Origin of the sequence: Micromonospora sp. NPDC049523, from assembly GCF_040676775.1 — a bacterium.
Classification (GTDB): Bacteria; Actinomycetota; Actinomycetes; order Mycobacteriales; family Micromonosporaceae; genus Micromonospora_G.
In genome coordinates, this window is record NZ_JBFAPP010000001.1 from 86,662 (window position 1) to 106,170 (window position 19,509).

The window sequence follows — 19,509 nt, forward strand, 5'->3', positions numbered from 1 at the left end:
ACGGCCCGTTCCGTTCTGGTCCACCGCGGCCCTGGTGTTCACCCTCGGGCTGGCGCTGCTGCCGATGCAGCCGGTCCAGCTGTTCCACGACCAGGCCGTACGGGTGATGCTGATCGCCGTGCTCGCACTGCTGGCGGGTGCCGGGGCGGCACAGGTGCGTACGGCCGAACGGGGTACGGCGACCGGGTGAGGCGGCCGCCGTACCCGATGGTTCAGTTGCCGGCGTTGCGAATGCGGCGGATGGTGTCGCGATACCAGAGGGCGCTGGCCTTGGGGGTACGGACCTGGGTGTCGTAGTCGACCCGGATGATGCCGAACCGCTTGTCGTAGCCGTAGGCCCACTCGAAGTTGTCCATCAGGGACCAGGCGAAGTAGCCGCGGATGTCGGCGCCCTGCTGGCGGGCGAGGGCGACCGCGCCGAGGTGCGACACGAAGTAGCCGATCCGGTCGTCGTCCTGCACGAACCCGTTGGCGTCCGGCTCGTCGTCGAAGGCGGAACCGTTCTCGGTGATCACCATCGGCAGGTCGGGGTAGTCGCGGCTGAGGCGTACCAGCAGCTCGGTGAAGCCCTCGGGAACGATCTCCCAGTCCATCGCGGTCCGGGGCCGACCGAACGGCACCTCACGGCTGACCGGCAGCCCGTCGGCGTCCTCGGTGCGTCCCTGCTCGTCCACCCCGGAGTGCTGGGTGCTGAAGTAGTAGTTCACGCCGAGCACGTCGATCGGGGCCGAGATGATCTCCAGGTCACCCTCCTGGACCGGCAGCTCGATCCCGCGCGCGGCGAGGTCGGCGACGATGTCCTGCGGGTAGCGGCCGTGCCGCAGCGGGTCGAGGTAGATCCGCACGCCGAGCCCGTCCGCCCGGCGGGCGGCGTGCACGTCTGGCTCGCTCTCGGTCGCGGCGACCGAGGTGCTCATGTTCAGCGTGATGCCGAGGTCGATCGGGCCGGGCGCCGCCGCCCGCATCCGCTGGGTGGCCAGCCCGTGTCCGAGCAGAAGATGGTGTACGGCGTGCATGCCGGCCCCGAAGTCCCGCTTGCCCGGCGCGTGTCGCCCGTACGCGTAACCGAGCATCGCCGAGCACCACGGCTCGTTCAGCGTGGTCCACGTGCGTACCCGGTCGGAGAGCTGGTCGAAGACCAGCATCGAGTAGTCGGCGAACCGGTAGGCGGTGTCCCGCGCCGGCCAGCCGCCCGCGTCTTCGAGTTCCTGCGGCAGGTCCCAGTGGTAGAGGGTGACCCACGGGTCGATCCCCTGGGCCAGCAGTTCGTCCACCAACCGGTCGTAGAACGCCAGCCCGGCCGGGTTTGCCGGGCCACGGCCGCCCGGCTGCACCCGGGGCCAGGCCACCGAGAACCGGTAGGTGTCGACCTCTAGGTCGCGCATCAGCCCCACGTCGGAGGGCATCCGGTGGTAGTGGTCGCAGGCGATGTCGCCATGCTCGCCCTTGTGGACCGCGCCGGGAACCCGGCAGAACGTGTCCCAGATCGAGGGCGTACGTCCGTCTTCGGCGACGGCGCCCTCGATCTGGTACGACGAGGTCGCCACGCCCCAACGGAAGCTGGCGGGCAGGCTGTCGATCGGGTCGGGTTGACCGCTGGCCACGCGGGCAGGATCGAGTGTCGAGGCGGTCGTGTCCATGGCTCTCCTGATCGGGTGTGAGGTACTGGTGTCGGGCTGGCGGGTGCGCGGCAACCGGTGCCGGTGGTCCGCGCGCGGCGCGACGGGGAACTGTCGGCACCGCCAGGTCACCCCCGACTGATCACGACGGATTCGCGAGTGGGATGCAGCCAGCAGGCCACGTTCCGGTCGGCGGACGTACCCTCCTTCGGCACACCCAGCACCGGGATCTGGGTGGCGCACGGGTCGAACGCCTTCGGGCAGCGCGGGTGGAACGAGCAGCCGGTCGGCATGCCGCGCAGGTCCGGCGGCGAACCGGGGATGCCGCTCAGCTCGCGTCGCGGTCCGCGCAGCGCCGGGAAGGAGTTCAACAACCCCTCGCTGTACGGGTGCAGCGAGTCGCGGTAGAGCGTCGCGGCGGGCGCCTCCTCGACGATCCGTCCCCCGTACATGATCGCGATCCGGTCGGAGAACTCGACCAGCAGCGACAGGTCGTGGGTGATGAACAGCACCGAGAAGCCGAGCCGTTCACGCAGCTCGACGAGTTGCCCCAGGATCTGCCGCTGCATCACCACGTCGAGGGCGGTGGTCGGCTCGTCCATGATGACGATCTGCGGCTCCAGCGCGAGCGCCATGCCGATCATGACCCGCTGGCGCATGCCGCCGGAGAGCTGGTGCGGGTAGCTGTCCAGCCGGTCGGCCGCGATGCCGACGAGTTTGAGCAGTTCGCGGGCGCGGGCCAGCCGCGCGGCGGGGCTCATCGTCGGCTCGTGCGCCTTGATCACGTCCATCAGCTGGGTGGAGACCTTGTGCACCGGGTTGAGCGAGTTCATCGCCCCCTGGAACACGATCGAGGTCTCCGCCCAGCGGAACCTGCGCAGTTCCGCCGGGGTGAGGGTCATGATGTCGATCGGTTCGCCGCTCGGCGGGTGGTAGAGCACCGAGCCGCCGCTGATCACACCGGGCGGCGGCAGCAGCCGGGTCACCCCGTACGCCAGGGTGGACTTGCCGCTGCCGCTCTCGCCGGCCAGTCCCAGCACCTCGCCCCGGTGCAGGGTGAGGTTGACGTCCCGGACCGCGCGTACGGCCTGGTCGCCGAGACCGTAGTCGACGTTCAGGTTCTTGATTTCCAGCACGGGTCGGCTCATCGCCCGGCCGCCTTTCCCTCGGCGTTGCTCAGCACGGCGGCACCCCGGGGCACCGGAGGCGGACTCGGCGGTGCCCCGAGCACCGGGGTGAACCCGACCCGCATCCGGACGACCCGGCCGTCGGCCGTACGCACCTTCGCCTTGCCGCTGCTGCGCAGCCGGGGACTGACGAACTCGTCGATGCCGAAGTTGACCAGCGACAGCGCGGTGCCGAGGACGGCGATCGCCAGCCCGGCCGGGACGAACCACCACCAGGCTCCCTGGGCCAGGGCCTGCTGGCTCTGCGCCCAGAACAGGATCGTGCCCCAGTTCCACTCGGAGATGGTGGAGATGCCGATGAAGGCCAGGGTGATCTCGGACATGACGGCGAAGATGACGGTGCCGACGAAGTTGGAGGCGATGATCGCGGTCAGGTTCGGCAGGATCTCGAAGCCGACGATCCGCCAGGTGCTCTCCCCGCTGGCGCGGGCCGCCTCCACGTAGTCGCGTCTGCGCAACGACAGCGTCTGGGCGCGCAGCACCCGCGCTCCCCACGCCCACGAGGTCAACCCGATGACCAGGGCGACCACGAGGTCACCGGCGGAGGAGATGGTCGACGCGACGATGATCACCAGCGGCAGCGCCGGGATCACCAGGAACACGTTCGACAGGGCGGACAGGCTCTCGTCCGCGGCCCCGCCGAGGTATCCGGCGGTGACCCCGATGACCACCGAGAGAACGGTCGCGACCACGCCGGCCAGGAAGCCCACGAAGATGACCCCGCGGGTGCCGACCAGCACCTGACTGAAGATGTCCTGGCCGAGGTGGGTGGTGCCGAACCAGTGCGCCCCGGACGGCGGAGCGACCAGGTCGGGTCCGCGCCCGGACGGGTCGTACGGTGCGATCCACGGGCCGATCACCGCGATCAGCAGGAACAGGCCCAGGATGACCAGCCCGGTCGCGGCCTTGGGATTGGCCACGAAGCGGAACTTGCGGCGACGGGCCGCGGGCGGTGGCGTGGCGTCGGTGACCGCGCCGGTGGGGATGACGGCGTCGATGCTGCTGGTGGGGATGGCCATCGCTCAGCCCTCCTTGCGGGTTCGGGGGTCCAGGGCCAGGTACGCCAGGTCCGCCAGCAGGTTCGCCAGCAGTACGGAGAGCGTGATGATCAGGAAGACGCCCTGCATCAGCGGGTAGTCCTTGGCGCCGACCGCCTGGAAGAGCTGGAAACCGAGGCCGGGATAGGAGAAGACGATCTCGACCAGCAGGGTGCCGCCGACGATGAAGCCCAGTGACAGCGCGAAGCCGGAGACGTTGGGCAGCAGCGCGTTGCGAGCCGCGTAGCTGACCGCGACCCGGCGTTCCGACAGGCCCTTGGCGTGGGCGACGGTGATGTAGTCCTCGGCGGCGACGGTGACCATCATGTTGCGCATGCTCAGGATCCAGCCGGAGACCGACGAGATCAGGATGGTGAACGCGGGCAGCAGGCTGTGCTGGATCGCGCTGCCGATGAAGTACTGGTCGAACGCCGGCACCAGGCCGGGTTCGTAACCGCCGGAGGACGGGAAGAAGCTGCCCGGCCCGGCGAGCAGGGCGATCGAGATGAGCCCGAGCCAGAAGTACGGCACCGACGACAGGAACGTGGTCGCCGGCAGCAGTCCGTCGATCCACGAGCCGCGCCGCCAGCCGGCCACCACGCCGAGCATGGTGCCGGTGAGGAAGCTGATCACGGTGGTGATACCGACCAGGGCCAGGGTCCAGGGCAGGCTGTCGGCGAGCACCTGGGAGACCGGCGCCGGGAAGAACGTGAACGACAGCCCCAGGTCACCGCGGAAGAGCTGGCCCCAGTACTCGACGTACTCCTGCCAGACGCTCTTGTCCTTGTCCAGACCGAACAGGACGTAGAGCGACTGCATCGCCTGGGTGCTGATCTGGCCCTGGTAGCGGGAGATCAGCGACTGGACCGGGTCACCGGGGATCATCCGGGGGATGAAGAAGTTGATGGTGATCGCGGCCCACGCGGTGAACAGGTAGAACGCTATCCGTTGCAGCAGGAATTTCACGAGACCACCGTCCGTAGCTCACGCGCGGCCGAGCCGGGCGTCTCGGTGTTCTCCGGGTCGTAGAGCCAGCAGGAGGCCCAGTGGCCCGGCTCGCCCTGCACCGCGAGCCGGGGCGGCAGGCTGGTCGAGCAGCGGGGCATCGCGCTGGGGCAGCGGGGATGGAAACGGCAGCCGGGCGGCGGGTCGATCAGGCTCGGCGGCTCCCCGCCGCCACGGTCCTCCGGGGTGGCGGCGGCGGCCTCGGTGGGCGAGCCCTGGATCCGGTCCGGGTCCGGCGCCGAGGCGATCAACAACCGGGTGTACGGGTGTGCCGGCCGCTGCGTCACCGTTTCGCTGTCGCCGCCCTCCACCATCCGGCCGGCGTACATGACCAGGGTGTCGTCGGCGAAGTAGCGGGCGGAGGCGATGTCGTGGGTGATGTAGAGGATGGCCAGGTTCAGCCGTTCCTTGAGATCACGCAGCAGGTTCAGCACACCCAGCCGGATCGAGACGTCGAGCATCGAGACCGGTTCGTCGGCGAGCAGCACCTCGGGGTCGGCGCCGAGCGCGCGGGCGATCGCCACCCGCTGGCGCTGGCCGCCGGAGAGTTCGTGCGGGAACTTGTCGATGTAGCGCTCGGGCGGGGTGAGGGCCACCCGGCCGAGCAGCTCGTGCAGCGCCTGTTCCAGTTCGGCCCGGGTGTTCCCGCCGTGGCCGTGGATGCGCAGTGAACGGGTGAGGTGGTAGCGGACGGTGTGCACGGGGTTCAGCGAGGCGAACGGGTCCTGGAAGGTGAGCTGCACCCGTCGGGCGTACGCCCGGAACCGCCGTCCGCCGTGCACGGTGGTCGACTCGCCGTGCAGCCGGATGTCGCCGGAGGTACGGCGGTAGAGCTGGGCGAGCAGTCGGGCCACGGTGGACTTGCCGGACCCGGACTCGCCGACGAGCGCGGTGACCCGGCCCCGGCGCAGCACCAGGTGCACGTCGTCGACCGCGTGCACCACCCGCCGCTCGCGGGAGAGGAGGTCCCGGACCCGCCGTCGGACCGGGAAATGTTTGGTCAGGCTTTCCGCCTCCAACACCACCTCGGTCAGGGCAGGGGTGGAGGTCTCGCTCATGGTCATGCCGGAGCTCCTGTCGAAGAGAGCTGATCCCCGCGCGGTGCTGCCTTTCCCGCGCGGCTGCGCCGCCTCCCGGGTGCCCTGTGCAGCACACCCGGGAGGCAGCGCGACGGATCAGGAGTTGGGCTTGAGGTGCAGGACGACGTCGACCGCGTTCGGTTGCGTCGGCTGCGCCGGCGCGTACGGGTTCTGGTCGTCCGGCCAGCCCACCCAGTTCTTCGTGACGTAGGCGCCACCGGCGTTGTCCGCGCCGACCGGGATCATCGGCATCTGTTCGACGAAGATCTTCTGGAGCGTGTTCATCGCCGTGGTACGGGCGGCGTCGTCGGGGGCGCTGGCGTATTCCTCCAGTGCCTTGGTCGCCTCCGGGCTGTTGAACCGCCCGAAGTTGCCCTGCGGCGACGCGGTGCCGATCGGCTTGAGCAGCCGACCGTCCATGATCGTCTGGTAGATGTCGTACGGGGTGGCGCCACCGTTGGTCCAGCGGAAGCTGGCCTCGAAGTTGCCCTCCTCGACCGAGGTGAACCAGGCGTCCTGGTTGGCCTTCTCCACGGTCGCGGCGATGCCGATCTTGGAGAGGTTGTCCTTCACGATCTCCAGGCTGGTGATGTAGTCGGACCAGCCGGCGGGGTCGCTCAGCTTCAGGGTGACCGGCTTGCCGGTCGGGTCCTTCAGCACGTTGCCCTCGAGCTTGAAGCCGGCACCGGTGAGCAGCGTCTTGGCGCCCTCGACGTCGACCTTGTGGGTCTGGCCCTTGTACTCCGGCGCGATGAACGACTCGCCGGCCGGCAGCGGGATGCCGGTCACCGAGGTCACCTCGGGGTGGAAGTAGGCCGCCTCGGCCTGGACGAAGATGTCGTTACGGTTGATCACCATGTTCATCGCCCGGCGCAGGACCGGGTTGTCGAACGGCTTGCGGGTGACGTTGATGTAGAGACCGTGGATGCCCAGTACGGACGCCGGCCAGACCTTGTTGAACTCGGGGTTCTTGTCCACGTAGACGGTCTTGTAGTTCGGGATGAAGACGAAGCTCCACTCCGACTCGCCGTTGGCCAGCGCGGTGGTCTGCGCGTTGTTGTCGTTGTACGACGTGTAGCGCAGCTCCTTGACCTTGGGCAATTCCTGCCAGTAGTTGTCCCGCACGGTCAGCGTGGTGGTCTGCGGCGTGAACGACTTCAGCGTGTACGGGCCGGTGCCGACGGGGTTCTTGTTGATGTCGGTGGCCGGGTCCGCGATCGTGGACCAGATGTGCTTGGGCACCATCGGGATGGTGGTCAGGATCTTGTGCTGGTTGACGAACTGCGCCGCACCGAAGTTCACCGTGACCGTGTTACCGCTGGTCGTGATCTCCTGCAGCGGCAGGGCGTTGATGTTCAGCGCCTCGGTCTTCTTGATCAGCTCCCAGGTGAACGCGACGTCCTCGGCGCTGAACGGCTTGCCGTCGGACCACTTGACGCCGTCGCGGATGGTCAGCGCGAGGGTCTTGTAGCCGTTGCTCCACTCCGCCTTCGTGGCCAGCCACGGCTTGCCCGCGTCGGACGGGCGGATCAGGTTATCCATGATCAGCGGCTCGTAGATCATCCAGCGGTAGCCGAGCGACGCGGCGGACGCGGAGGTCAGGAACGGGTTGTGGTTCTCGGTCTGCGGACCGTTGGGCATGCCGATATTCAGTACCGACGGGGCGTTGTTCCCGTCCCGGTTCGCGTTCGGGCTGTCGCCGCAGGCGGCGAGTACACCGACCGCCATCACGCTGGCGAGGGCGACCGCGAGAGTGCGCCTGACGTGCATGTATTCCTCCCTGTGTCGTGGTGGTGAGGGTGGTCATGGGCTGTGCGGAAAGGTCGTTCTGACAGGGCCGGCCGATCGGTAGAGCGCTCTCACGATCGGGTAGACGGGTCCGAAGGATCTTGGTTGCGGTGGGGGGTGAGGTGGGATGGGGCCGGTGGGGGTGGTCCGGTGGAGCCGGGCGGACCGGTCGGGGGTGGGGACCGGTCGGGGTCGGGTGGGGTCAGGCGGGAACCATGGTGGAGGCTCGGACGATCAGCGTGGTGGGTAGCACGTGCGGGGCGTCGGGCAGCGGCGTGCCGTCGAAGTACGCGAGCAGCATCCGCGCGGCCGCCTCGCCCATCTGACGCATCGGCTGGTGCACCGTGGTCAGTGGCGGATCGGTGTGCGAGGCGTACGGGATGTCGTCGAAGCCGACCAGCGCGACGTCCTCCGGCACCCGGCGGCCCGCCTCCCGGATGGCCAGCAGGGCGCCGGCCGCCGACAGGTCGTTGTGGGCGAAAACGGCGTCGAACTCGACCCCGTCGGCCAGCATCTGCTTGACCACCGCCCGACCCCGGTCGAAGGTGAAGTCACCCTCCACCACGAGCCTCGGGTCCAGCGGCAGGCCCGCCTCGGCGTAGACACCGCCGAATCCGGCCATCCGTTCCTGGGTGCATCCGAACGGTTCGATGCCGGTGATGACCAACGGCCGGCGCCGACCGAGTTCCAGCAGGTGGCGGGCTGCGGCGGCGCCTCCGCTGCGGTTGGTGGTGGCCACCGAGGGGAAGAGCGGCTGGTGGCCCCGGTCGTCGATGAGCACCACCGGCAGGCCGCGGGCGTGCAGGTCGGTGATGTAGTCGAGGGTGCCCTCCGGCTCGATCACCAGCAGGCCGTCGAACGACTTGGCGGAAACCTGCGAGGCGAACTGACGCATCGACTCCTCACCCCGGTTGCAGGTGAACAGCAGCAGCCCGTAGCCCTCGGTCTCCACCACGTCCACCGCGCCCTGCAACACCTCGCCCATCCAGGGCCAGGTCAGTGACGGGACCAGCATGCCGACCACGCGGGTGCGACCCCGCGCCAGTCCGACCGCCCGCGCGCTCGGTACGTAGCCCAGTTCCTCGATCACCCGACGCACCCGCGCCGCCGTCTGCACGTCGAGCTCACCCTTGCCGTTGAGCACCCGGGAAACCGTGGTCTTGCTGACCCCGGCTCGGGCCGCGACGTCGGCGATGGTGATCGGCACTGGGTGCCCCTTCGTGTCGGGACGGTTAACGGCTGGTTCGGAACCGGTTGCGGAAGCGGTTCCGGGCCGAGTCAACCGGAGTGACGCGGGCCACGTCAATCACAGTCGCGTAACAAAATGGATTTCTAAACAAACCTTGCAGTTAGCTGGGAGGGCGTGTTACCTCTTCATCACCATCGATGCGCTTAGTCGCATCGCTGGCTGGATCCCGACGACCACGGGCATCGCACCCCGGCCGACCAGCACTTCAGTCCCATCCGGCCGTGGCCCGTCCTCGTCGCCCCGGCGGTGACCGCCCGCGCCGAGCGGGCGCGGGACGGCCCACCGTCCGCCGAGAAAACTCCTCGCGGAAGGGGAAATCCTGTGCCATCGACAGCGACTCCACCGCTCGTCGCACCCACCCGCCCGACCAAACCGACCCGCCGGCACGCTCTCCAGGCCACCCTGCTGGCCTGCTGCCTGGCCGCCACCGGGCTGGCCGTGCTCCGGGCACCCGCGGCCTTCGCCGCCGGCGAGCAGGTCAACATCTGGCTGACCACGACCTCGGACGCCCGGGGCCGTACGGTCACCCGCGGCCTGCAGCCGCAGACCCCGATCGCCTTCGCGCCCAGCAGCGGTGCCGGCAACCAGACCGTCACCGTCAACGAGGGCACCACGTACCAGCAGTTCGAGGGGGCCGGGGCCTCGTTCACCGACACCGCCGCCTGGCTCATCAACGGCAGCGGCGCACTCAGCCAGAGCACCCGGGACAGCGTGATGCGCCAACTCTTCGACCCGGTGAACGGAATCGGCCTGAGCTTCACCCGCAATCCGATGGGCGCGTCGGACCTGGCCCGGTTCAGCTACTCGTACGACGACACCTGCTGCGATCTGAACGACTTTTCCCTCAGCCGGGACAGCGACGTGATGGCGTTGACCAAGCAGGCCAAGAGTCTCAACCCGGCGCTGAAGGTGATGGCCTCTCCCTGGAGCGCACCGGGCTGGATGAAGGACAACAACAGCATGACCCAGGGTTGGCTGCAGTGGCAGCACTACCCGACCTACGCCCAGTACTTCGCCCGGTACGTGCAGGGCTACGCCGCCCAGGGCGTGAAAGTCGACTACGTGACCGCGCAGAACGAACCGACCTGCTGTGCGGGTTACCCCTCCATGCAGTGGAACGCCGCCGGGTTGCAGGAGTTCACCAAGAACCACCTCTACCCGGCCTTCCGCAACGCCGGGATCAACACCAAGGTGCTGGTGCACGACTGGAACTGGGACGGTTACCAGGAATGGGCCGCGCCTCTGGTCAACGACCCGGCGATCCGCAACGACCCGCTCTTCGGCGGAATCGCCTGGCACGGGTACGGCGGGAACGTGAGCACCCAGACCACGGTGCACAACCAGTTCCCGAACGTGAACGCGTACATGACCGAGCACTCGGGCGGCGACTGGATCGCCAACCAACAGACGGAGGACATGCTGAACCTGGTCGACTACACCCGCAACTGGGACCGTAGCTGGATCAAATGGAGTCTGGCGCTGGATCAGAACCAGGGTCCGCACAACGGCGGTTGTGGCACCTGCACCGGACTGGTGACCGTGCACAACGGCGACAGCCGGCACGGACAGGTCGACTACACGATCGAGTTCTACACGATGGGCCACCTGACCAAGTTCGTGAAGCCGGGCGCCTACCGGATCGACTCCACCGGCAACACGTCGGTGCCGAACGTGGCCTGGAAGAACCCGGACGGTTCCAAGGCGCTGATCGCGTACAACAACACCGGCAGCACCCAGAACGTCAAGGTGAACTGGGGAAACCAGTCCTTCACCTACCCCCTGCCCACGAAGACCTCGGCCACCTTCACCTGGAACGGAACCCCGGGCACCGGACCCACCACTCCCCCGCCCGCCGGCCCGACCGGACAGATCACCGGGCTCGCCGGAAAATGCGTCGACATCGCCGGTGCCAGCTCCGCCGACGGCACGGCGGTGCAGTTGTACGGCTGCAACGCAACGGCCGCTCAGCGCTGGACCCGGGCCTCCGACGGGACCCTGCGCGCACTCGGCAAATGCCTCGACATCAACGCCGGGTCGACGGCCAACGGTGCCCGCGTGCAGCTCTACACCTGCAACGGCTCCGGTGCCCAGCAGTGGACCTGGACCGCCGGTCGGGACCTGGTCAATCCGCAGGCGAACAAGTGCCTGGACGTGACGGGTAACACCAGCGCCGACGGCACGCCGCTGCAGATCTGGAGCTGCACGGGCGCCGGAAACCAGAAATGGACCCTCCCGGCTTAGTAAGCGCGGAGCACTTCGTACCGTACCGGCAGCCGCCGGCGCCCACCTAACCGGGAGGGCGCCGGCGGCGTCGCTTATGCCGGTAGGAGGAGTTTTCGGGCCGCTCCGGGCGCCCACGCCACTCGGGGCAATGGGGGAACGTTGCGAAATCAGTGATTGATGAGTCAAACTCATCACCTGGAACCCCATTGTTCACGTGGAGTGATCAACCATGGCTAAAAAGGTAATCACCGTCCTGACCGACGACCTCGATGGCGGCGAGGCCGACCGCACCGTCGAGTTCGGGCTCGACGGCGTCAGCTACACCATTGATCTGTCCGAAGAGAACGCGGGCAAGCTCCGTAAGGTGCTGGACCCGTACATCGCCGCAGGTACCCGCGTCGGTCGTGGCGGCGTGGAAAGCCGTCGGCCGGCTCGCCGCAGCGGCAACGCGGCACCGACCCGCAGCGACCGCGACCAGAACAAGGCGATCCGCGAATGGGCGTCGAAGAACGGCTACGACGTTTCCGAGCGCGGTCGGATTCCGGCCTCCGTCGTCGAGGCGTACAACAACCACTGAGCGGGCGGCTCAGGAGGTGCGGTTAACACGGGAGATGCCCGGCCGGGCATCCCCCGGATATCGATCGCTTCCGGAGTCGGGCCCGGCCTACCCATCGTCGGTGAGCCGGGCTCGCTAGCCCACGCGCTGGAAATTGCACCACCGCAAAGATCCTCGGCGGCGCTTCCGTACGCACTGCGACCCACCCGCAGTCACCGCAACTGGGCATACGCGGCGTAACGAACAGAGACTGAAACCCGACGGACGCGTTCTGCGCCCACATCCTGCGACGGTTACCGCCCGACCAGATCAAGGGCGCGTTGACCAGGCATTCCTGCCGTTCTGAGGCAGCGCCATTTGGTCCGTTTGCAGTAGGACGACATCTCGGTGACCCGGCACACAATGTCACCTTGCCGACCTGGTATTCGCTATCCCGGCAACGGAAGCGGCTCCTAGCTTGAGTGCACACCACTCATTGAACGGAGTCGACCTTGTCTGCCAAGGAACCGACCGGGCACGCCATCGTGCTTGGCGCAAGCATCGGGGGGCTACTCGCCGCCCGGGTGCTCAGCTGGCCCGGGTGCTCTGGTCCGGTCGGCGCCCCGTGCACCCGGCCAATACGCCGAACCCGCCCGCGTCCGGTTCGGCTGCCGGCCTGGCTCCCGAGCAGCAGTACGAAGCGGTCGCATGAGCCCGGTCGTGAAGCTCCCGGTCCCACCCGGACCGGGAGCCCGCCGGGCGCGGGCGGACGTAACGCGTCGGCCGACACCGTCGCTTGACTCGCAGACGGGGCCCCGACCAGCATGAACGGATGCGCGCGGTCATCTTCGACTTCTTCGGGACGCTGACCGACCCGGCGGCCGAATCGGAGCGTCGCGCGGCCTTCGGCGAGACGGCGGCCGCACTCGGTGTCCCGGCCGAGGTGTTCTGGGCCCGGATGGGCGGCACGTTCACCGCCCGCGCCACCGGCCGCTACGGCGGCACCGCCGCGACGCTGCGCGCGATCGCTCGCGAGTGCGGAGCCGACCCCGACGACAACCAACTGGACCTAGCCGTACGCGTACAGCACGACGGGGCGGTCCGGGTCCGGCGACCCCGTGCGGGCGTCCTCGACCTGCTCGGTGAACTGCGTACGCGAGGGTTCCGGCTAGCCCTGCTCAGCGACTGCGCCAGCGAGTTGTGTGAGCGGTGGACCGTCACCCCGTACGCGCCGTATCTCGACGTGACCGTCTTCTCCTGGCAGGAGGGCTACCGCAAGCCGGACCCACGGCTCTACGCCACGGCCGCTGCCCGACTGGGCGTGCCGGCGGACGAGTGTTGGTTCGTCGGCGACGGTGGCAGCCGGGAACACTCGGGTGCGCTGGCCGCCGGCATGCGGCCGGTGCTGGTGACCAACTCCCTGGTGCCGTCCTCGGCCGGTCACCGCGACGACCCGGATCCGGTTCGGCCGGAGCACGTCGTCGATGATCCGGCCGAACTGCCCGCCCTGCTCGGGTGGCCGACGTCGGGGGTCCTCGCCGGTCGGCAGTCGGACCCGGTGCGCTGAGCCGGCGACACCGACCCAGCCCTGCTACTCAGTGGGTGGGCATCGTGATCGCGGCGAGCAGCAGTCCCCGGTCGACCAGCCAACGCCCGGTGAACCCGGTGAGCGGCACACCGTCGACCAGCGGACCGGGCACCAGCAGGACAGCGGTGAAGGTGCCGGTGGCCGGGTCGATCTCGATCTCGGCCTCGTGGAAGTCGAGCCAGCGTCGGGCGAGCGGGAACCAGGCCTTGTAGACCGCCTCCTTGGCGCAGAAGAGCAACCGGTCCCAGCAGACCGACGGGTCGGACTCGGCGAGTTTCGCCAGCAGGGCGACCTCGGCCGGCAGCGCGACCGCCTCGAGCACCCCGGATGGCAGCGGGAGGTGGGGTTCGGCGTCGATGCCGATCGTCGCCAGGTCGGTGGTACGGGCCACGGCCGCGGCCCGGTAGCCGTCGCAGTGGGTGATGCTGCCGACCACACCGGCGGGCCAGCGCGGTTCGCGTTGGGGGCCGGGGAGCAGTGGCGCCGCGGCGATGCCCAACTCGGCCAGGGCTTCGCGGGCACAGCGGCGGGCGGTGACGAACTCGTTGCGCCGCTTCTCGACGGAGTTCGCCAGCAGCGCCTCCTCCTCGGGAAAGAGCAGTCCGGGCCGGCTGTCGTCGAACGCTTCCACGGCGGCCACCGGGGCGCAGAGCAGTCGCTCGATCACCGGGCCGGCTCCTCGTCGCTCAACAGCCGGACCGGTACCCGCGGCGGCTGCTCGCGGCGCTGCCACTCGCGGGGATAACCGAGCGACACCTCCTCGAACCGCACCCCGTCGTGCCAGGTCGTACGCGGGATGTGCAGGTGACCGTAGACCGCCACCGCCGCCCGGAAGCGCAGATGCCAGTCGGCGGTCCGGTCGGTGCCGCACCACTGCGCGAACTCCGGGTAGCGCAGCACGTCGGTCGGCTCCCGGACCAGCGGATAGTGGTTGACCAGGACGGTGGGCAGGCTCGGGTCCAGGGCGGCGAGCCGGCGCTCGGTCTGTTCCACCCGGTCCCAGCACCACTGCTCCCGGGTCGGGTACGGGTCGGGGTGCAGCACGAACTCGTCGGTGCAGACCACACCCACCTCGTACGCCCGCGCCAGCGACGCCTCCTTGGTGTGCAGCCCCGGCATCCGGAACGAGTAGTCGTAGAGCAGGAAGAGCGGCGCCACGGTCACCGGACCTCCGGTTCCGTGCCAGACCGGGTACTCGTCCTCGGGCGTGACCACGCCGATCGCCCGGCACATCCGTACCAGGTGCTGGTAGCGCTCCTCGCCACGAAGCTGGACCGGATCCCCGGCCGGTGTCCACAGCTCGTGGTTGCCGGGCGCCCAGATCACCTTGGCGAACCGCCCGGCCAGCCCGGTCAGGACCGACTCGATGTCGGCCGCCATCTCCCCCACGTCGCCGGCCACGATCAGCCAGTCGTCGTCGGACTCCGGGCGCAACTCGTCGGCTATCCGGCGATTCTCCTGATAACCGACATGCAGATCACTCACCGCAAAAAGGTGACCGGTCACCGCCATGCTCCACTCTTCACCGCACCAGCCTCGCATCCCGGCGGCGCCTACGCGATATTGACGCGAGTCATGTCGCGCGGGCGCTGCTCGGGGCCGCCCGGACGCCCCGACGACCGGATGTCACGATGCACGGGTGCGTCATCTGCCCACCGAGCCCCGGCAACCGCGAACGCTGCGACCGAAGCCGCCGCACGCCGTCGCCGGCCCGAACCGGTGGGCGGACCACCATGCCTGAGCGGACGGCCGGGCGGCGCTGGTCGACGCCGAGCGGCTGCGCGTTGACCGTCTGTCGCGGTTGCTGTTGCGGCTCGACACGCAAACATCCGGACGTCGACCATGTCCGGCAGGTCGACCGGCTCCGGGCCGAGGTCGGTGCGGACCATCGGGTACGCGTCAGCGACGACTGCCTCGACGCGTGCGAACGGTCGAACGTGGTGGTCGTACATCCGTCCCCGGCGGGTCGGGCGACCGGCGCCCGTCCGGTCTGGTTCGGCTTCGTCCTCGACGACACCGCGGTGGACGACATCGCCGCCTGGGTACGCGCCGGTGGCCCGGGCGTCGTCCCGCTGCCCGCGGCGCTGGAGCTGTACGCGGTCCCTGCTCCGGGTCCTGCCGCCCGGCGCTGACCCACGCCCCGCCCGGCGCGCCCCGGTCGGTCCGGGCCCGCCGGCCTCGCGTCACCCGTCCGTACGACCCCCGAGGAAAGGGTCCGGTCGGGAGGGACCAGCGGTCGGGCTACTCCGGGCTGGCCGGGTGGACGCCTGCCGCCGCAAGCAGGGCCGAGGCGGTGAGCAGGCTGAGCCCGTCCAACCCGGCCGCCCGTACGACGCTGCGGGCTGCCGCCCCGTCGTAGACGATGGTCAACTGCTTGGCCAGTGTTTCCGGGTCGGTCGCGCCCGCGAGTCTCGCCTGTTCCTCGAAGTAGTCCGTCATCATCTGCTTGAAGCGGCCGGCGACCAGGCTCGCGGGGTGGGTCGGATCGCGCAGTTCGGCGGCGGCGCTGACGAACGGGCAGCCGAAGAAGTCCGGTTCCGCCGCCAGTTTCTCCAGGTGCTCGAAGACGTGCAGGATCCGCTCGCGCGGGGTGAGGTCGGCGGCGGGATCGGCGAAGTAGCCCGCGACGCTGGCCGGTCCGCAGGTATTCAGGCTCTCCGCCAGCAGTTCGTCCTTGGTGGCGAAGAACTGGTACATCGACTTCTTCGAGATCCCGGCGGCCTGGCAGAGCTTGTCCACCCCCGTCGCCGTGATGCCTTCGCGGTAGAACAGGTCGGCTGCGGCTCGGAGTAGCCGTTCACGCGGGGCGGGCTTGGCGGTCGAGGTCATATCCGCAGCCTACCCGTCATCCCGGCGACTGCAAACCGATCGGTTTGCAGTCGGAAACAGATCGGTTTATAGTCGGGAAACAGATCGGTTTCCACGCCCCAGGGAGTTCCCACCATGAAGATCCAGAACTCGGTCGTCTTCGTCACCGGCGGCAACCGTGGCCTCGGCAAGTCACTCGTCGAACAGGCCCTGGCCCGAGGCGCGAGCAAGGTCTACGCCGCTGCTCGCGACCCGAAGACGATCACCAACCCGGACGTCGTCCCGGTGGCCCTCGACATCACCGACCCCGAGTCGGTCACCGCCGCCGCCCGCCTGGCCGGCGACGTCACCGTCCTGGTTAACAACGCGGCCATCGCGATCGGCGCCGAGTTCCTCGGCTCCAGCGTCGACGACGTCCGCCGCGAGTTCGAAACGAACTTCTACGGCCCGCTCCACGTCACCCGCGCCTTCGCCCCGCTGCTCGTCCGCAACGGAGGCCACCTGCTCAACATCCACTCCGCGCTGTCCTGGCTCGCGATCAGCGGCTCGTACAGCGCGTCCAAGGCGGCGCTGTGGTCGATGACCAACTCGCTGCGGCTGGAGCTGCAACCGCAGGGCGTCGGCGTCACCGGCCTGCACGTCGCGTACGTCGACACGGAGATGGCCGCCCACATCACCGGTCCGAAGACCTCCCCGGCCGAGGTGGCACGGCAGGCGTTCGACGGGATCGAGACCGGGGCCGCCGAGATCCTGGCCGACGACGTGAGCCGCAGCGTGAAGGCGGGGCTCGCCGCCGACCTGACCGCGCTCTACCCGCAGCTGGCCGGCGCCTGACCGGGAGGCCGACCGAAGCGGGTCAGCCGGGGCGCGTCGTAGCGCCGGGGCGCGTCGTAGCTGGTGGCCCGCCGGGTCAGTAGTTCTCCACCGCGTTGACCCGCCCCGGCCAGTACCGCTGACCCGGCGCCGCCTGGTAATGCTCCCACCGGGGCGAGTCGCCCTCCGGGTGGTCGCCGAGAATGGTGACCCGCTGGCCGCGCCGCGGCTCGGTGTAGTCGTTCACCGCGTAGTGCATGGTGACCCGGTTGTCCCACACCGCGACGTCGCCGGCCCGCCAGCGGTAGCGGCAGGTGAACTGCGGCCCCTCGGAGAACTCGAACAGGTACTGCAGCAGCGCGTCACTCTCGTTGCGGCTGAGCTGCGGGATGTGCGAGGTGAAGAGGCGGTTGACGTACAGCGAGCGGCGGCCGGTCTCCGGGTGTACGCGTACGACCGGGTGTTCGGCCCGGCTGGTGAACTCGTTCCCGATCCTGATCACGTGGATCGCGGTCAACCCGTCGAGCAGTTGCCGGATCGGCGCGGAGAGCTGCTCGTAGACGAGGTACTGGTTCGTCCACATCGTGTCGCCGCCCGCGCCCGGACACTTCACCAGGTGCAGGATCGAGGCCAGCGGCGGGCTCTGGTGGAAGGTCATGTCGGTGTGCCAGACGTCGACCTTGCCGCCGTTCTCGGAGTCGATCACGACGATCTCGGGCTGGCCGTCGAGCCGGGGCAGGTACGGATGCAGCTCCACCTCACCGAACCGGCGCCCGAAGGCGACGTGCGCCTGCGGCGTCAGTCCCGTCTGGCCGACGACGAAGATGACCAGGTGCTCCAGCAGGAGCCGGTGCAGCTCCGCGAAGAGTTCGTCGGTGAGATTCGTCAGGTCGACGCCGTGGATCTCCGCGCCGAGCGCGCCCGCGATCGGCCTGACGTCGAGCGTGGTCCCGGCTGAAACCGACATGTCCGCCTCCGGCCTCGAAGAACGTCGCCGTTCGATCGACGAATCATTCCACGGCATCGGGCCACCCGCCAGAGGATCGTGATCCAGATTGGACGATCGACTGGCGGAACCGGAAACCTTGACGGCACTCCGGGTCGGGTGCAGCATCGGATCTCCGCGCCGGGGTCGTACCCGACCGGGCGGCGCGCGGGTCGCCGTACGGACCGGCACCGCGACGAGGACGGGGAAGCCGTGCGCATCCTGCTGACCAGCCAGCCGATCTACTCGCACCTGGTGCCCGCACTCGTACCGCTGGCTCGCACGGCTCGGGCACTCGGGCACTCGGTCGCGGTGGCCACCGCCGCTTCGATGGCGGACGAACTCGCCCGGTACGGCGTACCGCACCTGCCGCTGCCCAATGTGGCCGGTCAGGACCGGCTGCGCAACGATCCCCGGCTCGCGGAGGAGTTCGGCCTGCCGCAACGCCTGCTGACCGAGCGGCGGACCGTAGACCCGGTGGCGGCGGAGCAGATCGCGCGGGCGTACGCCGGGCCGATCGCGCTGCGTTTCGCCCGCGACCTGCTGGACGTCGCCGGACCGTGGCAGCCGGACGTGGTCGTGCACGAGCCCGCCGAGTACGGCGGCTACCTGTTCGCCGAGCTGCTCGGCATCCCGCACGTGACGCTCGACATCTCGCCGTACGCGATGCGCGAGCTGCCCCTGGTCAGTGCCACGCTCGACGCGCAGCGCGCGGCGCTCGGGCTGGCCAGCGTCGACGACCCGCTGCACCCGCACCGGCACCTGCGCGCCGGCCTGGTGCCCGATGCCTGGTACCCGGACGAGCTGCGGCTGCCCACGGCCCGCCACTACCGGGCACCGGCGGGAGACGGGGCGCCGCTGGACCCGGTCATCGCCGCGCTGCCGGCGGACCGACCGGTGATCCTGGCCAGCCTCGGTTCGTTGGTGCTGACCCTGCCCGGCATGGCGGAGCTGCTGCCGCCGCTGGTGGCGGCGCTCGGCTCGCTGCCGTGCCACACGGTGCTGGCGCTCGGCGGCCGACCCGAACTCGCCAACCTGGTCGGGCCGCCGCCGGAGAACGTCCACCTGACCCCGTTCGTGGCGCAGCGGACGCTGCTGCCGGCGGTGGACCTGTTCCTGACCCACGCCGGTTTCAACGCCGTCCACGAGGCGGTGGGCGCCGGGGTGCCGATGGTGGCGCTGCCGGTCTTCGCCGACCAGCCGGCCAACGCCGACCGGATCAGCGAACTCGGCCTGGGCGAGCGGCTCGACGTGGCCGAACTGACCGTGCCCGACGTGGTCGAAACCTGCGCGAGGGTGCTCGACGACCCGGGCTACCGGTGGCGGGCCCGAGCCATGCAGCGGCGCCATCTCGGCAGCCCCGGCTTCGACGAACTGGTGGCTGACCTCACCGAGCTGGTCGGTCGGTAACGCCGGGTGTCCGTCGGCTACCCGCGGTCGAACGGCCTCGGTGCGTACCCGAAATCGGCCGCCACCAGGTCGGGCAGCGACCGTCGGTGTGTCCCGGTGTGCAGTTCCGGATCGCCGGGGTACGCCTCCGACATGGCCCGATCATAACGCTCCGGATAGGCGAGGAAGGCTATCCGGCCGCCG

Annotated in this window: 18 protein-coding genes; 7 read left to right on the forward strand and 11 right to left on the reverse strand. The window is 69.5% G+C overall.

Annotation, left to right across the window (positions count from 1 at the left end):
• Nucleotides 1-34 precede the first annotated feature (34 nt).
• Complete coding sequence (locus AB0J90_RS00420; RefSeq protein ID WP_363590699.1) at nt 35-190, forward strand: hypothetical protein; 156 nt, start codon at nt 35-37, stop codon at nt 188-190.
• A 22-nt stretch (nt 191-212) separates the two neighbouring features.
• Here the strand turns inward: AB0J90_RS00420 and AB0J90_RS00425 are convergent, their stop codons facing one another.
• The 7 genes from AB0J90_RS00425 to AB0J90_RS00455 form a co-directional block, all read right to left on the reverse strand.
• Nucleotides 213-1,640, reverse strand: a complete 1,428-nt coding sequence (locus AB0J90_RS00425; protein WP_363590700.1) for a GH1 family beta-glucosidase — start codon at nt 1,638-1,640, stop codon at nt 213-215.
• Between the two features lie 107 nt (nt 1,641-1,747).
• On the reverse strand, nt 1,748-2,767 hold the full coding sequence (locus AB0J90_RS00430) for an ABC transporter ATP-binding protein (RefSeq protein ID WP_363590701.1): 1,020 nt from the start codon (nt 2,765-2,767) through the stop codon (nt 1,748-1,750).
• A complete protein-coding gene (locus AB0J90_RS00435; protein WP_363590702.1) occupies nt 2,764-3,825 on the reverse strand; it encodes an ABC transporter permease in 1,062 nt (353 codons plus the stop codon). Before AB0J90_RS00435 ends, AB0J90_RS00430 begins: the two co-directional genes overlap by 4 nt.
• 3 nt (nt 3,826-3,828) lie before the next feature.
• Entirely contained in the window at nt 3,829-4,809 is a 981-nt protein-coding gene (locus AB0J90_RS00440; RefSeq protein ID WP_363590703.1) for an ABC transporter permease, read from the reverse strand.
• Nucleotides 4,806-5,912, reverse strand: coding sequence for an ABC transporter ATP-binding protein (locus AB0J90_RS00445; RefSeq protein ID WP_363590704.1), 1,107 nt, complete (start codon nt 5,910-5,912; stop codon nt 4,806-4,808). The genes AB0J90_RS00440 and AB0J90_RS00445 overlap by 4 nt, the downstream gene beginning before the upstream one ends.
• A 111-nt stretch (nt 5,913-6,023) precedes the next feature.
• On the reverse strand, nt 6,024-7,697 hold the full coding sequence (locus AB0J90_RS00450) for an ABC transporter substrate-binding protein (protein ID WP_363590705.1): 1,674 nt from the start codon (nt 7,695-7,697) through the stop codon (nt 6,024-6,026).
• Nucleotides 7,698-7,917: 220 nt separating this feature from the next.
• Complete coding sequence (locus AB0J90_RS00455) at nt 7,918-8,922, reverse strand: LacI family DNA-binding transcriptional regulator (protein ID WP_363590706.1); 1,005 nt, start codon at nt 8,920-8,922, stop codon at nt 7,918-7,920.
• A 363-nt stretch (nt 8,923-9,285) separates the two neighbouring features.
• Between AB0J90_RS00455 and AB0J90_RS00460 the strand changes: the two genes are divergently transcribed.
• The 3 genes from AB0J90_RS00460 to AB0J90_RS00470 all read left to right on the forward strand — a co-directional run bounded on the left by AB0J90_RS00460 (nt 9,286) and on the right by AB0J90_RS00470 (nt 13,289).
• Nucleotides 9,286-11,205: a ricin-type beta-trefoil lectin domain protein gene (locus AB0J90_RS00460; protein WP_363590707.1), complete on the forward strand. Its 1,920-nt coding sequence runs from the start codon at nt 9,286-9,288 to the stop codon at nt 11,203-11,205.
• A 211-nt stretch (nt 11,206-11,416) separates the two neighbouring features.
• Complete coding sequence (locus tag AB0J90_RS00465; RefSeq protein WP_326558798.1) at nt 11,417-11,764, forward strand: Lsr2 family protein; 348 nt, start codon at nt 11,417-11,419, stop codon at nt 11,762-11,764.
• Nucleotides 11,765-12,554: 790 nt separating this feature from the next.
• Nucleotides 12,555-13,289 (forward strand): HAD family hydrolase, encoded by a 735-nt coding sequence (locus AB0J90_RS00470; RefSeq protein WP_363590708.1) that lies wholly within the window; start codon nt 12,555-12,557, stop codon nt 13,287-13,289.
• 28 nt (nt 13,290-13,317) lie between these two features.
• Here AB0J90_RS00470 and AB0J90_RS00475 read toward each other — a convergent pair whose 3' ends face one another.
• Together AB0J90_RS00475 and AB0J90_RS00480 are read right to left on the reverse strand one after the other, a co-directional pair.
• Nucleotides 13,318-13,977, reverse strand: coding sequence for a 4'-phosphopantetheinyl transferase superfamily protein (locus AB0J90_RS00475; protein ID WP_363590709.1), 660 nt, complete (start codon nt 13,975-13,977; stop codon nt 13,318-13,320).
• Nucleotides 13,974-14,822, reverse strand: a complete 849-nt coding sequence (locus AB0J90_RS00480; RefSeq protein ID WP_363590710.1) for a metallophosphoesterase — start codon at nt 14,820-14,822, stop codon at nt 13,974-13,976. Before AB0J90_RS00480 ends, AB0J90_RS00475 begins: the two co-directional genes overlap by 4 nt.
• Before the next feature lie 221 nt (nt 14,823-15,043).
• Here AB0J90_RS00480 and AB0J90_RS00485 point away from each other — a divergent pair, with 221 nt between their 5' ends.
• Complete coding sequence (locus AB0J90_RS00485) at nt 15,044-15,442, forward strand: hypothetical protein (RefSeq protein ID WP_363590711.1); 399 nt, start codon at nt 15,044-15,046, stop codon at nt 15,440-15,442.
• A 109-nt stretch (nt 15,443-15,551) separates the two neighbouring features.
• Here AB0J90_RS00485 and AB0J90_RS00490 read toward each other — a convergent pair whose 3' ends face one another.
• Nucleotides 15,552-16,139 carry a TetR/AcrR family transcriptional regulator gene (locus tag AB0J90_RS00490; RefSeq protein ID WP_363590712.1) on the reverse strand — a complete coding sequence of 196 codons (588 nt, stop codon included), beginning with the start codon at nt 16,137-16,139 and terminating at the stop codon, nt 15,552-15,554.
• Between the two features lie 114 nt (nt 16,140-16,253).
• On the opposite strand from AB0J90_RS00490, the gene AB0J90_RS00495 reads away from it, so the two are divergent.
• On the forward strand, nt 16,254-16,952 hold the full coding sequence (locus tag AB0J90_RS00495) for an SDR family oxidoreductase (protein WP_363590713.1): 699 nt from the start codon (nt 16,254-16,256) through the stop codon (nt 16,950-16,952).
• A gap of 76 nt (nt 16,953-17,028) precedes the next feature.
• On the opposite strand, the gene AB0J90_RS00500 is transcribed toward AB0J90_RS00495, so the two are convergent.
• Nucleotides 17,029-17,898, reverse strand: coding sequence for a TauD/TfdA family dioxygenase (locus tag AB0J90_RS00500; protein WP_363590714.1), 870 nt, complete (start codon nt 17,896-17,898; stop codon nt 17,029-17,031).
• Nucleotides 17,899-18,036: 138 nt separating this feature from the next.
• On the opposite strand from AB0J90_RS00500, the gene AB0J90_RS00505 reads away from it, so the two are divergent.
• Nucleotides 18,037-19,326, forward strand: coding sequence for a glycosyltransferase (locus AB0J90_RS00505; RefSeq protein ID WP_363590715.1), 1,290 nt, complete (start codon nt 18,037-18,039; stop codon nt 19,324-19,326).
• The last annotated feature ends 183 nt before the right edge of the window (nt 19,327-19,509 follow it).

Bases quoted from the DNA above. Each gene is read 5' to 3' on its own strand.
- AB0J90_RS00435 (WP_363590702.1), bottom strand. From the start codon at position 3,825: ATGGCCATCCCCACCAGCAGCATCGACGCCGTCATCCCCACCGGCGCG.
- AB0J90_RS00500 (WP_363590714.1), bottom strand. From the start codon at position 17,898: ATGTCGGTTTCAGCCGGGACCACGCTCGACGTCAGGCCGATCGCGGGC.
- AB0J90_RS00430 (WP_363590701.1), bottom strand. From the start codon at position 2,767: ATGAGCCGACCCGTGCTGGAAATCAAGAACCTGAACGTCGACTACGGT.
- AB0J90_RS00485 (WP_363590711.1), top strand. From the start codon at position 15,044: ATGCCTGAGCGGACGGCCGGGCGGCGCTGGTCGACGCCGAGCGGCTGC.
- AB0J90_RS00495 (WP_363590713.1), top strand. From the start codon at position 16,254: ATGAAGATCCAGAACTCGGTCGTCTTCGTCACCGGCGGCAACCGTGGC.
- AB0J90_RS00490 (WP_363590712.1), bottom strand. From the start codon at position 16,139: ATGACCTCGACCGCCAAGCCCGCCCCGCGTGAACGGCTACTCCGAGCC.
- AB0J90_RS00480 (WP_363590710.1), bottom strand. From the start codon at position 14,822: ATGGCGGTGACCGGTCACCTTTTTGCGGTGAGTGATCTGCATGTCGGT.
- AB0J90_RS00450 (WP_363590705.1), bottom strand. From the start codon at position 7,697: ATGCACGTCAGGCGCACTCTCGCGGTCGCCCTCGCCAGCGTGATGGCG.
- AB0J90_RS00465 (WP_326558798.1), top strand. From the start codon at position 11,417: ATGGCTAAAAAGGTAATCACCGTCCTGACCGACGACCTCGATGGCGGC.
- AB0J90_RS00445 (WP_363590704.1), bottom strand. From the start codon at position 5,912: ATGACCATGAGCGAGACCTCCACCCCTGCCCTGACCGAGGTGGTGTTG.
- AB0J90_RS00425 (WP_363590700.1), bottom strand. From the start codon at position 1,640: ATGGACACGACCGCCTCGACACTCGATCCTGCCCGCGTGGCCAGCGGT.
- AB0J90_RS00470 (WP_363590708.1), top strand. From the start codon at position 12,555: ATGCGCGCGGTCATCTTCGACTTCTTCGGGACGCTGACCGACCCGGCG.